The sequence below is a fragment of the Salinicola sp. CPA57 genome (genome assembly GCF_003206035.1).
Lineage (GTDB): Bacteria > Pseudomonadota > Gammaproteobacteria > Pseudomonadales > Halomonadaceae > Salinicola > Salinicola socius.
Genome location: NZ_PZJR01000011.1, coordinates 288,481 through 304,530, shown reverse-complemented (window position 1 = coordinate 304,530; position 16,050 = coordinate 288,481). Strand labels below are relative to the sequence as shown.

At 63.3% G+C, this 16,050-nt stretch carries 16 protein-coding genes; 2 read left to right on the top strand and 14 right to left on the bottom strand.

Annotated features, from left to right (window positions below; translation table 11 throughout):
- Positions 1–143: 143 nt before the first annotated feature.
- From DOM36_RS13620 to DOM36_RS13590, 7 genes are all read right to left on the bottom strand, one after another.
- The gene (locus DOM36_RS13620) at positions 144–1,334 is read right to left on the bottom strand and encodes a M20 family metallopeptidase (RefSeq protein WP_198651286.1); all 1,191 of its coding nucleotides are present in this window, start codon (positions 1,332–1,334) and stop codon (positions 144–146) included.
- Positions 1,322–2,740, bottom strand: a complete 1,419-nt coding sequence (locus DOM36_RS13615; protein WP_075569573.1) for a M20 family metallopeptidase — start codon at positions 2,738–2,740, stop codon at positions 1,322–1,324. Before DOM36_RS13615 ends, DOM36_RS13620 begins: the two co-directional genes overlap by 13 nt.
- A 60-nt stretch (positions 2,741–2,800) precedes the next feature.
- Positions 2,801–3,832 (bottom strand): oligopeptide/dipeptide ABC transporter ATP-binding protein, encoded by a 1,032-nt coding sequence (locus DOM36_RS13610; protein WP_110643403.1) that lies wholly within the window; start codon positions 3,830–3,832, stop codon positions 2,801–2,803.
- On the bottom strand, positions 3,829–4,830 hold the full coding sequence (locus DOM36_RS13605) for an ABC transporter ATP-binding protein (protein ID WP_232823842.1): 1,002 nt from the start codon (positions 4,828–4,830) through the stop codon (positions 3,829–3,831). Before DOM36_RS13605 ends, DOM36_RS13610 begins: the two co-directional genes overlap by 4 nt.
- Positions 4,830–5,765: an ABC transporter permease gene (locus tag DOM36_RS13600; protein ID WP_083941643.1), complete on the bottom strand. Its 936-nt coding sequence runs from the start codon at positions 5,763–5,765 to the stop codon at positions 4,830–4,832. The genes DOM36_RS13605 and DOM36_RS13600 overlap by 1 nt, the downstream gene beginning before the upstream one ends.
- Before the next feature lie 9 nt (positions 5,766–5,774).
- Complete coding sequence (locus DOM36_RS13595; RefSeq protein ID WP_110643402.1) at positions 5,775–6,692, bottom strand: ABC transporter permease; 918 nt, start codon at positions 6,690–6,692, stop codon at positions 5,775–5,777.
- 76 nt (positions 6,693–6,768) lie between these two features.
- Complete coding sequence (locus DOM36_RS13590) at positions 6,769–8,289, bottom strand: ABC transporter substrate-binding protein (RefSeq protein WP_110643401.1); 1,521 nt, start codon at positions 8,287–8,289, stop codon at positions 6,769–6,771.
- A 294-nt stretch (positions 8,290–8,583) separates the two neighbouring features.
- Between DOM36_RS13590 and DOM36_RS13585 the strand changes: the two genes are divergently transcribed.
- Positions 8,584–9,504, top strand: coding sequence for a LysR family transcriptional regulator (locus tag DOM36_RS13585; RefSeq protein WP_232823841.1), 921 nt, complete (start codon positions 8,584–8,586; stop codon positions 9,502–9,504).
- Between the two features lie 7 nt (positions 9,505–9,511).
- Here DOM36_RS13585 and DOM36_RS13580 read toward each other — a convergent pair whose 3' ends face one another.
- The 4 genes from DOM36_RS13580 to DOM36_RS13565 form a co-directional block, all read right to left on the bottom strand.
- Complete coding sequence (locus DOM36_RS13580; protein ID WP_232823840.1) at positions 9,512–9,724, bottom strand: SEC-C metal-binding domain-containing protein; 213 nt, start codon at positions 9,722–9,724, stop codon at positions 9,512–9,514.
- 89 nt (positions 9,725–9,813) lie between these two features.
- Positions 9,814–10,104, bottom strand: coding sequence for a cupin domain-containing protein (locus tag DOM36_RS13575; protein WP_075569569.1), 291 nt, complete (start codon positions 10,102–10,104; stop codon positions 9,814–9,816).
- 73 nt (positions 10,105–10,177) lie between these two features.
- A complete protein-coding gene (locus DOM36_RS13570; RefSeq protein WP_110643400.1) occupies positions 10,178–11,344 on the bottom strand; it encodes a glycerophosphodiester phosphodiesterase in 1,167 nt (388 codons plus the stop codon).
- 84 nt (positions 11,345–11,428) lie between these two features.
- Positions 11,429–11,803, bottom strand: coding sequence for a VOC family protein (locus DOM36_RS13565; protein WP_110643399.1), 375 nt, complete (start codon positions 11,801–11,803; stop codon positions 11,429–11,431).
- 427 nt (positions 11,804–12,230) lie between these two features.
- Between DOM36_RS13565 and DOM36_RS13560 the strand changes: the two genes are divergently transcribed.
- Positions 12,231–13,706, top strand: coding sequence for a DEAD/DEAH box helicase (locus DOM36_RS13560; RefSeq protein ID WP_075569566.1), 1,476 nt, complete (start codon positions 12,231–12,233; stop codon positions 13,704–13,706).
- Between the two features lie 128 nt (positions 13,707–13,834).
- Here the strand turns inward: DOM36_RS13560 and DOM36_RS13555 are convergent, their stop codons facing one another.
- From DOM36_RS13555 to DOM36_RS13545, 3 genes are read right to left on the bottom strand one after another with little or no spacing between them, the layout of a single operon-like run.
- Complete coding sequence (locus tag DOM36_RS13555) at positions 13,835–14,470, bottom strand: TPM domain-containing protein (RefSeq protein ID WP_110643398.1); 636 nt, start codon at positions 14,468–14,470, stop codon at positions 13,835–13,837.
- A 19-nt stretch (positions 14,471–14,489) separates the two neighbouring features.
- Positions 14,490–15,305 carry a TPM domain-containing protein gene (locus tag DOM36_RS13550; RefSeq protein WP_083941641.1) on the bottom strand — a complete coding sequence of 272 codons (816 nt, stop codon included), beginning with the start codon at positions 15,303–15,305 and terminating at the stop codon, positions 14,490–14,492.
- Positions 15,305–15,928: a LemA family protein gene (locus DOM36_RS13545; RefSeq protein ID WP_198651285.1), complete on the bottom strand. Its 624-nt coding sequence runs from the start codon at positions 15,926–15,928 to the stop codon at positions 15,305–15,307. The genes DOM36_RS13550 and DOM36_RS13545 overlap by 1 nt, the downstream gene beginning before the upstream one ends.
- Positions 15,929–16,050: the final 122 nt, after the last annotated feature.

Sequence of the window (16,050 nt, the reverse complement as noted above, 5' to 3'; positions counted from 1 at the left end):
TCGATTATGAAACGCGGCAATCCCCACAAGGAGGCCAAAACGTATCATTGATCGACATAGTGAAACCGAAACGTCACCTTGCGTAACCTAGTGCAAGTCGCACCGTTCATTCCGTTGATGGATGCCGTGCTGCCTGCCGCTACTCATGGCTGCACCGATGGTTCGGCAGCCAGACTCACGATCGTCGCCGCCACCGCCTGGGCGCGCGGCACGAAGGTCTCCAGTCGGCAATACTCATCTGCCGTATGCATCTTGGCGCCCACCGGGCCCGTTCCGCAGAGCGTGGGGATACCCAGGCTCGCCGTGGTACCGGCATCCGAACAGCCACCGGTGAATTCGCCCTCGACATTGAAGCCGATCTTCTCGGCCTGCGTACGGTATCGCGCGAACAGCCCCTCGCTCATCGCCGGCTCCATCGGCAGGAATCCCGACGTCTGACGAATCGTTGCCTGCGTTCCAGGAATGTCCTCCTCGGCAATGATCGCCTCGATCGCTGCCAGCAGATCGAGCCGCTGCTGGTTGGTGACGAAGCGCGTGTCCAGCTGTGCCGTGGCCGAAGGGGACACGGTGTTGCGCGACACCCCACCCTCGATCAATCCGACGTTGGTGGTCACGCCGCTGTCGTAGTCGGTCAATGCATGGAGCCTGACGATCTTGCGCGCCAACGCTTCGATGGCGCTGGCGCCATCCGCATGGCTGACACCGGAATGGGCCGCCTTGCCGGTCACTTCGATCAGAAAGGCTGCTCCGCCCTTGCGGCCGGTGACCACGTTGCCGCTGATACGGCCCGGTTCGGCGTTGAGCACGGCCCGTGCACCACTGGCCGCTTCGCGAATGAAGGCGGTACCGTCGCGGGAGCCGATTTCCTCGTCTGCGGTGAATAGTGCACGCACCGGGAAGGGCAACGGCGACAGGCGCTTGAGCGCCCGCAGCACGAAGATATTGAGCACCAGCCCCGATTTCATGTCGGCAACGCCGGGGCCGAACGCGGTATCGCCCTGCCGGGTGTAGCCACGCTCGGCGACCGTGCCGGTCGGAAACACCGTATCGCGATGCCCCATCATCAGCACATGACCGGCATCGCTGCCGTCGCCCTCCAGCCACGCCTCGAGAATATCGCCGGATTCCGGACGCGAGATGCGCTTCACGTCGATACCGTCCGCTTCCAGCCAGCCCACGATGACGTCCGCCACCGCATCGGTGCCGGCCTTGTCGTAGCTGTTGGAATCGATATCGACCAAGGTCTTCAAACAGTCGACCATCTCCGCCTGCTGCCCGGCCAGCCAGTCGCAGGCCGTCGCCGTCATTCTCTCTGCATCGTTCAGCGATGCCATTGCTCGCGCTCCTTCAACATGTCTTGTCCGTGTTCGGCCAGATCCCACCATAGCCCGGCCATGATACCCAGACCTTCCCGTACGATGCTCGCCAGGGCGTGCTCGTCGGGGGCGTGCTGAGAGCAGGCCGGATAGGAGTGCGGCACCCACAGCGTCGGCAGCCCCAGCGTTTCGGCGAACACATCGTTGGGCAGCGACCCGCCCAGGTTGGGCAGCAGCGTCGGCACCTTGCCGCTGGACTCGCGAATCGATGCCAGCGCCCAGGTTACCCACGGATCCGACGGGTCGAGTCGCGTCGCATTCATCTGCGACATGCGCGCGCTGCTGACCTCCACGTCGTCGAAGCCGTGAGCGTCGAGATGCCGACGCAGATGTTCGAGGAAGCGCTCGCGGTCACTGCCGACCACGAAGCGCAGTTGGCAATGGGCATACGCCTCTCCGGGAATCGCATTGGCGGGCGCATCCGGGTTGCCGGCCTTGATCGCCAAAAGCTCCAGCGTATTCCAGGCAAACAGCCGCTCGGCGGGCAGCAGGCCCGGCTCGCCCCAGCTCGTGTCGATCGCCGGGTCGCCAGGTGTCGCGCCGACCTCGAGCGAGGCGACCGCCTCGCGAACCGGTTCAGGAATCGCCGGCGGACGCAGGCCTTCGATCAGGATCTTGCCGTGGGCATCGACCAGCGTCGACCAGGCATTGGCGAGTCGGGTTGCCGGATTCGAGAGCACGCCGCCCCAGTTACCGGAGTGATGCGCGCCGTCACGGACGCGCAGGCGTAGATCGAAGTTGAACGATCCACGGGAGCCGAGGAATAGTGTCGGCGAGTCCGCCGATAGCCGCGGACCGTCGGAGGCGATGAACAGATCCGCCGAAAGGCGATCTCGATGGGTTTCACAGACAGCCTTGAGCCCTGGCGAGCCGGTCTCCTCTCCCATCTCCAGAATCAGCTTGACGTTGTAGCCAAGCTTGCCGCCGCGCGCGTCGATGACACTCGCAAGCGCTGCGAAGTTGATGGTGTGCTGGCCCTTGTTGTCGGCAGTGCCTCGGCCATACCAGCGCTCGCCTTCGACCACGATTCGCCAGGGCGACAGACCTTCCCGCCACTGCGAATCGTAGCCGCGCACGACATCGCCGTGACCGTAGGTGAGCAAAGTCAGCGCCGTCTCGACTTCGATACGCTCGGCCAGCAGGAACGGCCCGAAACCGCTGACCGGGTTATCGACGATCTCCCAGGTGAATCCCAGTTTCTCGATATCGGGAATCACGAAGTCGGTCAGATAACGGCGTAATTCGCTGTCGCGCCCCGCCTCCTGGCTTTCGCTACGCACCGCGATGCGGGCATCGAGCTGACGCAGGAAGTCGCCATTGTCGAAGCCATCCCGCGCGTGTTGCAGCGCTTGTGGTCGCGCCATGAATCTCTCCTCGTTGAATTCGAATGATGGTGGAACGGCCTGAGTTCGTGTCGAACGAACTCAGGCGAAATGGCAGGCGACTCGGGCGTTGTCGCCACGGATATCCTCCAGTCGCGGCCGTTGTTGACGACAGACCGCCTCAGCCCTGGGGCAACGCGGATGAAAGGCGCACCCGGAGGGCGGCGCGCTCGGATCCGGCATGGCGTCGCCCAAGCCGATATCCGGCACGCCCAGCCCGGGCTCCGGCGTCAAGGCGGAGGCCAGCAGCGCCTGGGTGTAGGGATGACGCGGCGCGCCGAAGATCTGTGCTCGCGTGCCCTCCTCGACGATACGCCCCAGGTACATCACTGCCACCCGATCGACCAGATGCTCGACCACCGCCAGGTCGTGGCTGATGAACAGGTAGGTCAATCCGAACGCCTGCTTGAGATCCAGCAGCAGGTTGAGAATCTGTGCCTGAACAGAGACGTCCAGCGCCGAGGTCGGCTCGTCGCAGATCACGATGTCCGGACGCATGATCAACGCGCGGGCAATGGCCACCCGCTGGCGCTGGCCGCCGGAAAGCTGGCCCGGGAACTGATCGGCGGCGCGTCGGGGCAGCCCGACCACATCCAGGGTTTCGGCGACGCGTGCCGCTCGCTCGCGGGCCGTGCCAATGCCGTGCACCTGCAACGGCAATCCAACGATCTGTGAAATCCGCTTGCGCGGATTGAGCGAGGAGTATGGGTCCTGGAAGATCGGCTGAACGTGCCGCGCCAGCGCTTTCTGGTTGGCGCCCCGCAGCGGCTTGCCATCGACCAGCACGTCACCCTCGCTGGGTGTCGTCAGCCCCAGCAGCATCTTGGCCAGGGTGCTCTTGCCACAGCCCGACTCCCCCACCAGCCCCATGACCTGCCCCCGCGGGATCCGCAGTGAAACGTCGCTGACTGCGCCGAGCGAGCGTCCCCGTTTGAACAGTCCACCGCCCAGCGTGTAGCTTTTCGAGAGTCCGCAAAGCTCCAGTGCCGGCGGCGTTCGCGATATCGAAGCGGCGCTCGGCGTCGTCGACAACGGGCGCGGTCCGGCTATCTCGGTGGTCAAATCTACGTTCATGACATCGTCTCCGGTTGACGCGGCGCCGGTACCGGCTGATCGGCAAAGTGACAGCGGGCCTGATGATCGTCGAGCAACGATTTCAATGGCGGCGTCCGTTCACAGGTCGGCTGCGCCTGCGGACAGCGATTGCGAAAGGCGCACCCTTCGACGGTCCCCACGAGACTGGGCACGACGCCCGGAATCGCCTGCAGTCGACTGCCGGGAGGTGTCTTGCCCGGCGCGGGAATGCAGCTCAACAGGCCGCGTGTGTAGGGATGTCCGGGATTGGCGTAGAGTGCCGGCGTGGGTGCCGATTCGATCACCTCGCCGGCATACATGACCGAGACGCGATCGGCGATGCGTGCCACCACGCCGAGGTCATGGGTGATGAAGATCACCGCGGTGCCGAACTCCTGCTGCAGCTCACGCAGCAGACGCAGGATCTGGGCCTGAATCGTCACGTCGAGGGCCGTGGTCGGCTCGTCGGCGATGATCAGGTCGGGTTCGCACATCAGCGCCATGGCGATCATCACGCGCTGTCGCAACCCGCCGGAGAGCTGATGGGGATACTGATTGAGCCGGTCCTTGGCGGCGCTGATGCCGACGCGCTCCAGCAGATAGATCGCCCGTTCGCTGGCCTCGCGCCGACTGACACCACAGTGTCGAATCACGCCTTCACACAGTTGATTGCCCAGCGTGTAGGCCGGATTGAGCGCGGTCATCGGCTCCTGAAAAATCATCGACATCCGCGCGCCGCGCAGGTCGCTGCGGCGCCGTTCGGAGAGCGTGGTCAGATCGATCCCGTCGAACTCGAGCCGGTCCGCCGTCAGCCTGGCCTTGCGCGGCAGCAGTCCCATCAGCGCCAGCGACGTCATCGACTTGCCGCAGCCGGACTCCCCGACCAGGCAGAGCATCTCGCCGCGATCGACGTGGAAGTCGATACCGCGCACGGCGTGCAGCGTACCCGCCTCTACCGGCAGATCGACGCGCAGGTTTTTCACGTCCAGCAATGGCATCAGTTGCGCCCTCCCGGTGCGTTGAGATCCCGTAGCCCATCGCCTAGCAGGTTGATCGCCAGTACCAGCACGAACAGCGCGATCCCCGGAATTGCAATGACCCAGGGCTGGAAGAACATGTAGGCCTTGCCTTCGGCGACCATCAGGCCCCAGGACGGTAGCGGCGGCTGCACGCCCATGCCGAGAAACGACAGCGTCGCCTCGAGCAGGATCGCGTGGGCCATCTCCAGGGTCATCACCACGATCAGCGAGCCGGCGATGTTGGGCAGCACTTCCCGCAGCAGGATGTACGGCAGCGAGCAGCCCAGCGTGCGTGCCGCATAGACGTATTCGGCGTCGCGCACCTGCTGGGTGACCGAGCGTGACACCACCGCGAATCGATCCCACAGCAGCAGACCCAGCAACACGATCACCGTGGTCAGCGAGCCACCGGTTAGCGAGGAGAGCGCCAGCGCCACCAGCACCACCGGCATCGCCAGACGCGTGGTGATGATGTAGCTGATGACCGCATCCACACGGCCGCCGAAATAGCCGGCCAGCACGCCCAGCGTGGTGCCGATGATGCCGGAGATCAGTGCGACCACCAGCCCGATGGTCAATGAAATGCGAGTGCCGAAGAGCAGCCGACTCAAGGTGTCGCGGCCCAGCTTGTCGGTGCCCAGTACGTGTATCCATGAGCCCTTGTCGTGCCACACCGGCGGCACCATCCGGTTGGCGATGTCCTGGTGATAGGGGTCATGAGGCGCCAGCAGCGGCGCGAAGAGCGCGATCAGCACGGCCAGCCCGACCACGATCAGGCCGATCGCCAGACCGCGATGGCCGAACAGTCGACGGGTCACTCGCGACCATGCCGGCGCCGGCAGCGGAATCTCGCCCAGAGAGGCGCCGGCCGTCGACGCGGAAGACTCGGCCGGCGAAACGTTCGAAATCGTCATGTCGTCTCCTCAGCGGGTGCGGATACGGGGATCGAGCGCCGCGTTGGCGACATCCGCCAGCAGCGTCAGCACGATGTAGAACAGCGCGATGATCAGCACCACGGCCTGCACGACGGGATAGTCGTTGCGCGAGATGGCATCCCAGGCCAGCTGACCCAGCCCATTGAGCGAGAAGACCGACTCGATGACCACCGAACCGCCGAGCATGAACCCGAGTTCGACGGCGGCCAGCGCCACCACCGGAATGATCGCGTTGCGCAGCGCGTGCTTGAAGATCACCGACCCGGTGCGCAGCCCCTTGGCCCGAGCCGTGCGGATATAGTCGGCCTCCAGCACCTCGAGCATGCCGGTCCGGGTCAAGCGCATCATCGCGGGCGTGGCGTAGTAGCCCAGGGCGATTGCCGGGAGCACGAAATGCTGCCAGCCGTCGCTACCCGCGGCAGGCAGCCACTGCAGGGTGACGGCGAAGATCACGATCAGGGTCAGGCCGAACCAGAAACTCGGCATCGCCTGACCCACGACGGCAAACAGCAGCGCCAGCCGATCGACCCAGGTGTCGCGCTTGAGCGCCGCCAACACGCCGAGCGGGATCGCGATGCTCACCGCCAGTGCCAGCGCGAGGCCGCCCAGGGTCAACGTGATCGGCATTCGATCGACGATCAGATCGACCACCGTGCTCTGGTAGTAGTAGGAGCGGCCGAAATCGAAAGTCAGCGCGCCACCCAGCCAGTCAAGGTATTGATTGACGATGGGCTGATCGAGTCCGTAATCGATGCGAATCTGCTCGACCTGCTCGGCGGTCGCCTCCGGCCCGGCGATCGACGTCGCCAGATCGCCGGAAAGATGCAGCAGCATGAAGCTGACGATCGAGATGGTCAGCGCCACGCTGATCGCCACCAGAATCCGGCGAATGATGAAAGTGCCCATGAAACCTCCTCACGCCGCGCGGCCTCGCCTCACCAGGCGCAGGACCGCGCGTACGGGTTACGGATAGCGGAAAGCGTTACTTCCAGCTGGCCTCGGCGAAGCGCGGCAACTCGTCCGGGTAGGGCGTGAAATTCAGATCGGAGGTATAGGCGTAGTAGGTGGAGTAGGAGAACAGCGGCGCCCAGTAGGCCTGCTCGGAGATCCGCTGGAGCGCCTTGCGATAATTCTCCTTGCGGACGTCGGGGTCGACGGACGTATCGCCGGTGTGGAGCCACTGCTGCACCTGCTCGTCCTGCCAGTGGTCATCGGCACCGCCACCGAAATAGACACTGGTGAACGCGGAAACGTCATTGACCGAATAGGAGCCCCAGGTCTTGAACGACATGTCGGTGTTGCCGCCGCGCTGCTGCTCGAGCAACGCCGGCGAGGTCATGAAGCGTAAGTTGACGCGGATGCCGACGTTACGCAGGTCGCCGATCATCGCCTCGGCGTAGTCCCGCTCGCGATAGGCGTAGAGGTTCAGCTCGAAACCATCGCCGTAGCCGGCGTCCGCCAGCAATTGGCGCGCCTTGTCCGGGTCATAATCGTACTCGACCACATCCTGAGTCTCGCAGCCGAACTGGGCGGGAAAGCACGGCGCATAAAGGGGTCGACTGCCGCCCCGCACCAGATTGTCGGCCATGCCTTGGCGATTGATCGCGTGATTGATCGCCTGACGCACTTCGAGATGACTCAACGGCGAATTTTCACGCTTGGCAGCATCGAAGGAGATATACCCGACCCGCATGGTCTCGCCACTGTCCACGGTCAGGTTGGGCATGCCCTGCATCTGCTCGGCCTGATCTGCCGGTACACGCCAGATCCAGTCGACCTGCCCCGTCATCAACTGCGCCACGCGGGAATCCTGATCGGGAATCACCTTGAATTCGAGCTTGCCGATGTGCGGCTTGCCGATCGGGCTATCGGCGAAGTAGTCGTCGTTGCGGGTCATCTTGACGCCTTCCCCCGGCGTCACTTCGGTAATCCGGTAAGGGCCGGTGCCGATCGGCTGCTTGCTGAAACCCTCGAGGCCGACTTTCTGGAAGTACTGATCCGGGAAGACCGGAAGCGGACCGGAGAGATATTCCAGTGCCGCCGGGAAAGGCCCGTTGAGATGGAAGCGGACATGGGTGTCGTCGATCTTCTCGACGCTCTTGATCCAGTCGGTGTTCTGACGCGTGACCACCTTCGAGTCGGGCGACACCACATAATTGAAGGTGAAGACCACATCGTCGGCATTGAAAGGCTCGCCATTCTGGAACGTCACGCCCTGACGCAGCGTCATCTCAAGCGTGGTGTCGTCGACCCAGTGCCACTCGGTGGCGAGCATCGGCTCGTAGGCGTTGGTCTCGGGGTTGCGGTAGATCAGCGTATCCCACGCCAGGTGCGAGATGATCACGCCCTCTCGCAGATTGTTGTGATACGGACTGATGTTTTCGGGTTCGCTGTCCGAGGCGTAGACCAGCGTATCGTCGGTCTTGTTGGCCAGTGCCGGTAGTGACAGGCAGCACAGCGCCGTGCCGGCCACGATATGGCGAAACGTCAGGTTAGATCGCATTTCAACCTCATTGTTGTGTTGTTGGATGAGAGCGTGTTGTTGGATGAGAGCGTGTTGTTGTCACGAAAGCGTATCGTTGGATGGGATCGGGTTGATGGATGAGCATCCGAACGACCGGCGGCGGCGCCTCGTTGGCGGAGGATATTGTGTTGTGGATCCGCTTGAAGAAATGCCCCGTTTCACTCGAAGCTATCGAACGCCCACCCATGCCACAAGTACAATGTTTAGAATCAACCGTTGCCATTTCGGCAAACCTTAATAAAAACAAAGGATGAGTTTCATGGATCGATATTCATGGCGATGAATAGCCGCGCGCTGCAGGAAACTGCCTTGCGCTATTTTCTGACGGTGGTCAAAAGCGGCTCGATCAGCGAAGCCTCGATTCGCCTGAATGTCGCGGCTTCGGCGATCAGTCGGCAGATCGCGCGACTCGAATACGAGCTCGACACCCAGCTGTTCGAGCGCCGCGCCAGAGGCATGGTGCCGAGCGCCGCCGGGGAGCTACTGGCGGCGCATGCCAGGCGCATGCAGTTGGAAACCGAACGCGTGGCCAGTGACATTCAAGCACTTCAAGGGCTCGAACGTGGCACGGTGCGCCTGGCTTGCTCGGAGGGTTTCGCGGTGGATTTCATACCGCTGACGATCATCCAATTTCGACGCCGCTATCAAGGCATCCAGTTTCGGCTCAGCGTGAGTTCGCCTGCCGAGGTGACACGCAAGGTACGTGAAGGAGAAGCGGATATCGGCTTGACCTTCAGCCTGGCCCCGGAGCGCGACATTCAGGTGGCCTCGCGCCAGCGCTCGCGCATCCAGGCGCTGATGGCCCATGACCACCCGCTGGCGAGCCGACGTGACGTGAAGCTGGCACAGCTGCAGCCCCATCCTATCGCCCTGCCGCCCCCGGAGACGACGTTACGTCAGCTGTTCGACATCTGCTGCAGTCAGCAGAATCTGATCTTCGAGTCGATTTTCACCAGCAACTACACCGAGGCACTGGTCAATTTCGCCATGCTGGGCGGCGCCATTGCTCTGGCCGGCGAGATTTCGATTCGTCATCGGCTGCTTCATGACCGGCTGGTCGCGGTGCCGATCAGAGATGCCGGCATGGACGCGCGCCACGTGGAGCTGCAGACACTCGCCAACCGCACGCTGCCGGCGGCGACCGAGGCGTTTCTCGAACATCTCAAGGCGATGATGGAAGCTGGCAAGCCATGACAGGCTTTCAGCCGGCGTGGCACTTCTTGAACTTCTTGCCGCTGCCACAGGGGCAAGGGTCGTTGCGGCCGATATCCTTCATCGCATTGCGCGCCGGCGCTTGCGCTTCGTGGTGATGATGCTGGCAATGCGGGCCGTGAACGTGACCGGAAGCACCATGATAATGGTCGTGGCTGTGGTCGTGCTGGCAGTCCGGGCCGTGGACGTGAGGCTGAGTCATAACGCGATACCGTGATGAATGGAGGATGACCGACGGGCGATTATCCTCCATGGTTCGAGGCAGCGCCATTGCCTGGCGACGTGAGCGCGCTACTTGATCTCGATCTCGACGAACACGAATTCGAAATCGTTGGCATTGACCACGTTGTGCTCGGCGCCCTTGTCCCGGTAGTAGGAAACGCCGGCTTCCAGCGTCGAGAACGTATGGCCATCCAGCGTCTCGAGTTCGAGCTTGCCGGTGGACTGCGGCACCACGACATAGTCGTGCTCATGGGCATGCCAGCCGGTCTCGGCGCCAGGAGGAAAGCGCCACTCGGTCACCACGACACGGTCATTGTCGATCTGTACGGTTGGCTGGGCCTGGGGGCGCGAAGCGCTCATGCAACAACTCCTCTGTCGAAATCGTGGGGTACGCCGGGCGTCGACGCGATTTTGCCGATGCCCGACCGGGTCGTCAGTAGCCGTGGCGCTCGAGGATGGCGTCCTGGTCCTGGGCCGGATGGCCATGGAATTCCAGCAACTGTTCCGCGCGGTTGGTGAAGAAGCCATCGACGCCGCGCTGCTGGTAGCGTTCGAAGTCCGCCGGCTCGTCGACCGTATAGAGATGCACCAGCATGCCGTCGTCATGGGCCATGCCGACCATCCAGGGCTCGGCCAGCTCCATGTAGCTGAACTGGCTGCTGAACTGGCCGTCGTGCTCCGTCTGGATCGCCGACGGGCCGACGCCGATCGCGCCATGATCCTTGGCAAAGTCGAGCCAGGACCGATACGCCTCTGGTGAAGCGACCTGCTGGCGGGCGTAGTAATCGGCCTTGCTCTCGTCGTCCCGCTGCGGCTTGGCTGGCGCGGCCTCGATACCGCCCTTCCCCAGCCATAGCAGCAAGACGCGCGGTACCTCCGGCATGGTCTCCTCCAGCGTCTCAAGGCTCGCCTTGGAGAAGGTCTGCATCACCACGCGGCCCGGCGTGTCACCCACGTTCACAGCCCCCTGTTCGGCGGCAGGTCGAGTCTTCGCTGCCTTGCCGAGCCATCCCCGCGCCTCGAGCTTGTCCCGCAGATCCTGTTCGATACCCGGAAACTGCTCGGGCACCTTGGTCTCGATATAGAGCCCGGGATGGTTATCGCCACTCTCGGCGATGTCGATCACCTCATCCAGCGTCAATATTTCGAGACCTGAATAACTGTCGCGGGCACGGTCCGGATAGCTCGCGTTGAACCAGCTGCCGGCGTCGAGCTGCTTGAGCTCGTCGAGCGTGAAACTCGAGACTGCCGCGTCGGCCCGGTCGGGAAACACGTCGGCCACGTTGGTATTCCGGTTCAGGGTATTGTCGTGAATGGCCACCAGCACGCCATCTTTCGTTCGCTGTAGATCGAGTTCCAGATAATCGACGCCCAGATCCCGCGCCAGAAGGTAAGCGGGCCGGGTCGACTCCGGCGCCTGGTAGGAGGCGCCCCGATGGGCGATGACCGCGTCACAGGGAATCGGAATCTTGGTACAAAGCGTCGAGCCTTGCGGTTCGCCGTCGTCCTGAGACTGGGCATTGGCCGCATGGGCGACCCCCACCGGCAGCAGCAGGCTGACACCACAGGCCAGTAGCCAGCGACGTGGCACAATGGTCATCGTTATCTCCTCGCTTCATTCGTTATCGGATCTCTCGACCCGATCGGACCTAGACGCTACCCGATAATCCCAACGTTGACCAAGTCAGGACCAGACGTTGACGTTATCGGCGTCGGCGAAATCCGGTCGCTGCGGATGAACGATACAGAACCGATGGCCGGTAGGCGCCTCCATCACCGTCCAGCGTTCCCGCCGCTGGATCACCGTCGCACCCAGCCCTTCCAGCCGGGTCACTTCTGCCTCGATATCGTCGCTTTCGATATCCAGATGAACCCGGCTGGGATGATCCACCTGCTGGATCAACACATCGGGCTGATCCGGAGGCGTGGCCAGCTTGCCGTACTTGTCGTCGGTCTCCTGACAAGGCCAGCCCAGTGCCCGGGCCCAGAAATCGATGGCGGAAGATTTCTCCTCGCCCTGGCTATCGATGACGAGTGCCGCCAGACGACTCTTGTGCATTATCGTTCTCCTGTCCGTTAAGCAGATCCAGAAAGCGTGTCGCTATCCAGCATAGCCAGCGCCGGGCATGACGGCCTGTCTATAACTGACTTCGCTCAACGGCTTCCCCCAATCGTCTTCCCTCGCCCCAGTCAGTCCTTACTTCGGCTGCAGGCGAGCGGCCAGGCTCCTCTCATTGGTCCGCTTCATTCCAAAGCCGGCGCCGGGCCTCATTCGACGATAGTCGCGGTACCGGGATGGCGGCGCGAGTCCACATGCGTTAAGCTGCAGCCCCAACGCCGTTACCTGTCTGACCGTCGTCACGCGAAGCTGAAAGAGTTGACGACCCTCCTATTTGCCGCCTCCAGGCGCATCAGCCAGCACTGGCATTTCCCGGTAGAGCTTAGCCGCTTCGCTTCGCTAATCGCCGCGACCTAGAGAATACCGAATGAGTTTTGACTCACTGGGCCTTAGTGCCCCGTTGCTGAAAGCCGTTGCCGAACAGGGCTACGACACTCCCTCCCCGATTCAGTCACAGGCGATTCCTGCCGTCCTCGAGGGAAGAGACGTCATGGCGGCCGCACAGACCGGCACCGGCAAGACCGCAGGATTCACCCTGCCGATCCTGCACCGCCTGTCTCAAGGTGAACGCCCTCGGGGCGGTTCACAGATTCCGGTGCGTGCGCTGATCCTGACCCCGACCCGTGAACTCGCCGCGCAGGTTGGCGAGAGCGTGGTGACCTACGGCAAGCACCTGCCGCTCAAGAGCGCCGTGGTCTTCGGCGGGGTCAAGATCAATCCGCAGATCGCCACGCTACGTCAGGGCGTCGACATCCTCGTCGCCACACCTGGCCGTCTGCTCGATCTCTATCAGCAGAAGGTGGTTCGCTTCGACAAGCTCGAAGTGCTGGTGCTCGACGAAGCGGATCGCATGCTCGACATGGGCTTCATCCACGATATCCGCAAGATTCTGGCCGTGCTGCCCAAGCAGCGTCAGAACCTGCTGTTCTCGGCGACGTTCTCCAACGATATCCGCAAGCTGGCCAAGGGCCTGGTCAACGATCCGGTCGAGTTGTCGGTCACGCCGCGCAACGCCGCCGCCGCCACGGTGACCCAATGGGTGCATCCGGTGGACAAGAGCCGCAAGCCGGCCTTGCTGTCGCATCTGATCCAGACCCATCAGTGGCAGCAGGTGCTGGTCTTCACCCGCACCAAACATGGCGCCAACCGTCTGACCAAGTATCTCGAGGGTCAGGGGATCGAAGCCGCGGCGATTCACGGCAACAAGAGTCAGAATGCGCGTACCAAAGCGCTGGCCGACTTCAAGAGCGGCGGTGTTCGTGCACTGATCGCCACCGACATCGCCGCCCGCGGGCTGGATATCGATCAGTTGCCGCAGGTCGTCAACTTCGAGCTTCCCAATGTGGCGGAAGACTACGTTCACCGTATCGGTCGTACCGGTCGTGCTGGCGCCAGCGGGCAGGCCGTTTCGCTGGTCAGCCTGGACGAAAAGAAGGAATTGGCCGGCATCGAGCGTCTGATCAGTCAGCGCTTGAACAGTCAGGCAGTGGAAGGTTTCGAACCGACGCCCGGCGGCGGCCCCAAGGTCGACGAGAACGAAGATCGCCAGCCTCGTGGCGGCCAGCGCCGCAGCAACGGTGGCGGGCGCAGCGGCAATGGTGGTGGCGGACGCGGCAATAGCGGCGGTGGCGCACGCGGCAGCAACGGTGGTGGGCGTGGCAATGGCGGTGGGCGTAGCACCTCATCGAGCCAGCGCAGCGCACGCGACGATAACCGCGGCAATACCAATGGCAACCGGAGCGACGGCGGCAATCGCAATGGTGATGCACCGGCGCAACGCCGCCAGCGCTCCGGCGGCGGCCAACGACGTAGCGGTGGTGGCACCCCCAACGGCAACGTCTGATACCCGACATTCCACCCGGCATCCAACGACAACGCCNNCGGTGGCGTTGTCGTATCCGGCCGATGAACGGACCGGATCTAGCGATCGGGATCGGGATCGGGATCGGGATCGGGATCGGGATCGAAAGTCTAGTCGAGCACGACGAGTCGGTTGGGCAACTCGTTGCGCTCATGTGTCGCCGGGACGTGAGTCTTCAACAACTCGCCGCAACCCTCGATGCACTCAAGGAAACCCTGCAAGGTTTCTCCGGCTTTCACCTTGGCCGTGAAGCTGACCACGATCGACTGCCAGGTGTCATCGTCCAGTCGCTCCGAAATCCCCCGGTCGACGAGAATCTCGACGTAACGCTCGGCCTCCGAGACGAAGATCAGCATGCCGGTGCCCGCATCGGTGTGGTGCAGGTTCTGGTCCAGAAATTGCCGCCGCGCCAGATTGGAAGCGCGCCAGAAGCGCACCTGGCGCGGGATCAGCCGCGTCAGCACCGACGGCAACCGAAACACCACCGCCAGCACGATGAAGAGCAGCCACTGCACCAGCAGCAGGTACCAGGCGCTGATGCCGTCCAGCCACCCCAGCCAGCTGGCGATCACGCTCAGCGCACCGGGGACGATGAGCGCCGTCAGTCCGGCCCACAGCAGCGGGATATAGGTGTAATCATCGGCCTGACGCGCCAGGACAGTGACGACCTCGGCGTCGGTATCGCGCTCGATTCGCGTGATCGCATCGCCGACCTGCCGTTGTTCGCTTTCATTCAATAAAGCCATGCTGTCGTTATCCTGTCGTCTACCATCCACCGGAGGCACCGCCGCCGCCAAAACCACCGCCGCCGCCGCCGAAGCCGCCACCGCCGAAACCACCGCCGCCAAAGCCACCGGAGCCTCCAAGCGCCCCGCCCATCAGCAAGCCACCCATGAAGCCCCCGCGCCGACGTCGTTTGCCACCGCGGCCACCACCACCACCGCCGCCACTACGGACGATCAGCATGACGATCATGAACAGCGCGAAGAACCAGAAACCGGCGCCGCCAATATGGCGCGACGCCTGCCGATCGGGTTGCTGCGGTGCCGTTTCCGCCGAGGGATCGCCCCCCAGCACCTCGACCATCGCCTGGGCGCCGCGGGTAATTCCGCCGGCGAAGTCGCCGTCGCGAAAGGCCGGGGTAATGATCTGATTGATGATCATCGAAGACTGAGCGTCGGTCAGCCGGCCCTCGAGGCCATAACCGACCTCGATACGCACGGCACGTTCGTCCACCGCCACGATCAGCAGCGCGCCGGTATCCTCGCCCTTCTGGCCGATGCCCCAGTGGCGGCCGAGCTGATAGCCGTAGTCTTCGATCGCCTCGCCCTGCAGGTTCGGCAGCGTCACCACGACGACTTGTTCACCCGTCGCCTCCTCATGGGCCGCCAGCATGTCGGTCAGCTGGGATCGGGTCGAAGCGTCGAGAAGCTCGGCATTGTCGACCACACGTCCGGTAAGATCGGGGAACTCCGGCGCCGCCTGCGCGACCAGCGCAAACGTCAGCAGCCAGAGGCCCAGCGTCAGCGAAATGGCGCGAGTACACGATCGTCGAATCCGTTGTCGCATCAATACCGGCATCAGAACTCCACCTTGGGTGCCTGATCGGCATCTTCCGCTGTCGCCTCGAAGTTCTCGCGAATCGGCATGTCGCTGTAGAACACGCTATGCCAGATCTTGCCGGGGAAGGTGCGGATCTCGGTGTTGTACGCCTCGACCGCCTGGATGAAGTCGCGACGTGCCACCGCGATCCGATTCTCGGTGCCTTCCAGCTGCGACTGCAGGGCCAGGAAATTCTGGTTCGACTTCAGATCGGGATAGCGTTCGGAAACCGCCATCAATCGGCTCAGCGCGCCGGTCAGCTGGCTCTGGGCCTGCTGGAACTGCTGCAGCTTCTGCGGATCGTTCAGCGAATCGGCGTCGACCTGGATCGAGGTCGCCTTGGCGCGCGCCTCGACGACGGCCGTCAGCGTCTCGCGCTCCTGACTGGCGAAACCCTTCACCGTCTGTACCAGGTTGGGGACCAGATCCGCGCGGCGCTGATACTGGTTCTCGACCTGGGACCAGGCCGACTTCACCTTCTCGTCCAGTGTCGGAATGTTGTTGATGCCGCAGCCGGAGAGCGACAGCATCAGTACCAGCAGCAGCATCCACCGCCACGGTTGACGAGCGGCGGCGGGCAAGGCGGTCACAGGTGTCTGCATGGAAGGTTCCCGATTGGAGAAGATTGGAAATCGAAGCCACGAGGGTTCCCGAATGCTCGGGGCCCAGGCGGCGATAACGCCAAGTTACAGGTTGGCCGGCGCCATGGGAAGGCGATTCCCCC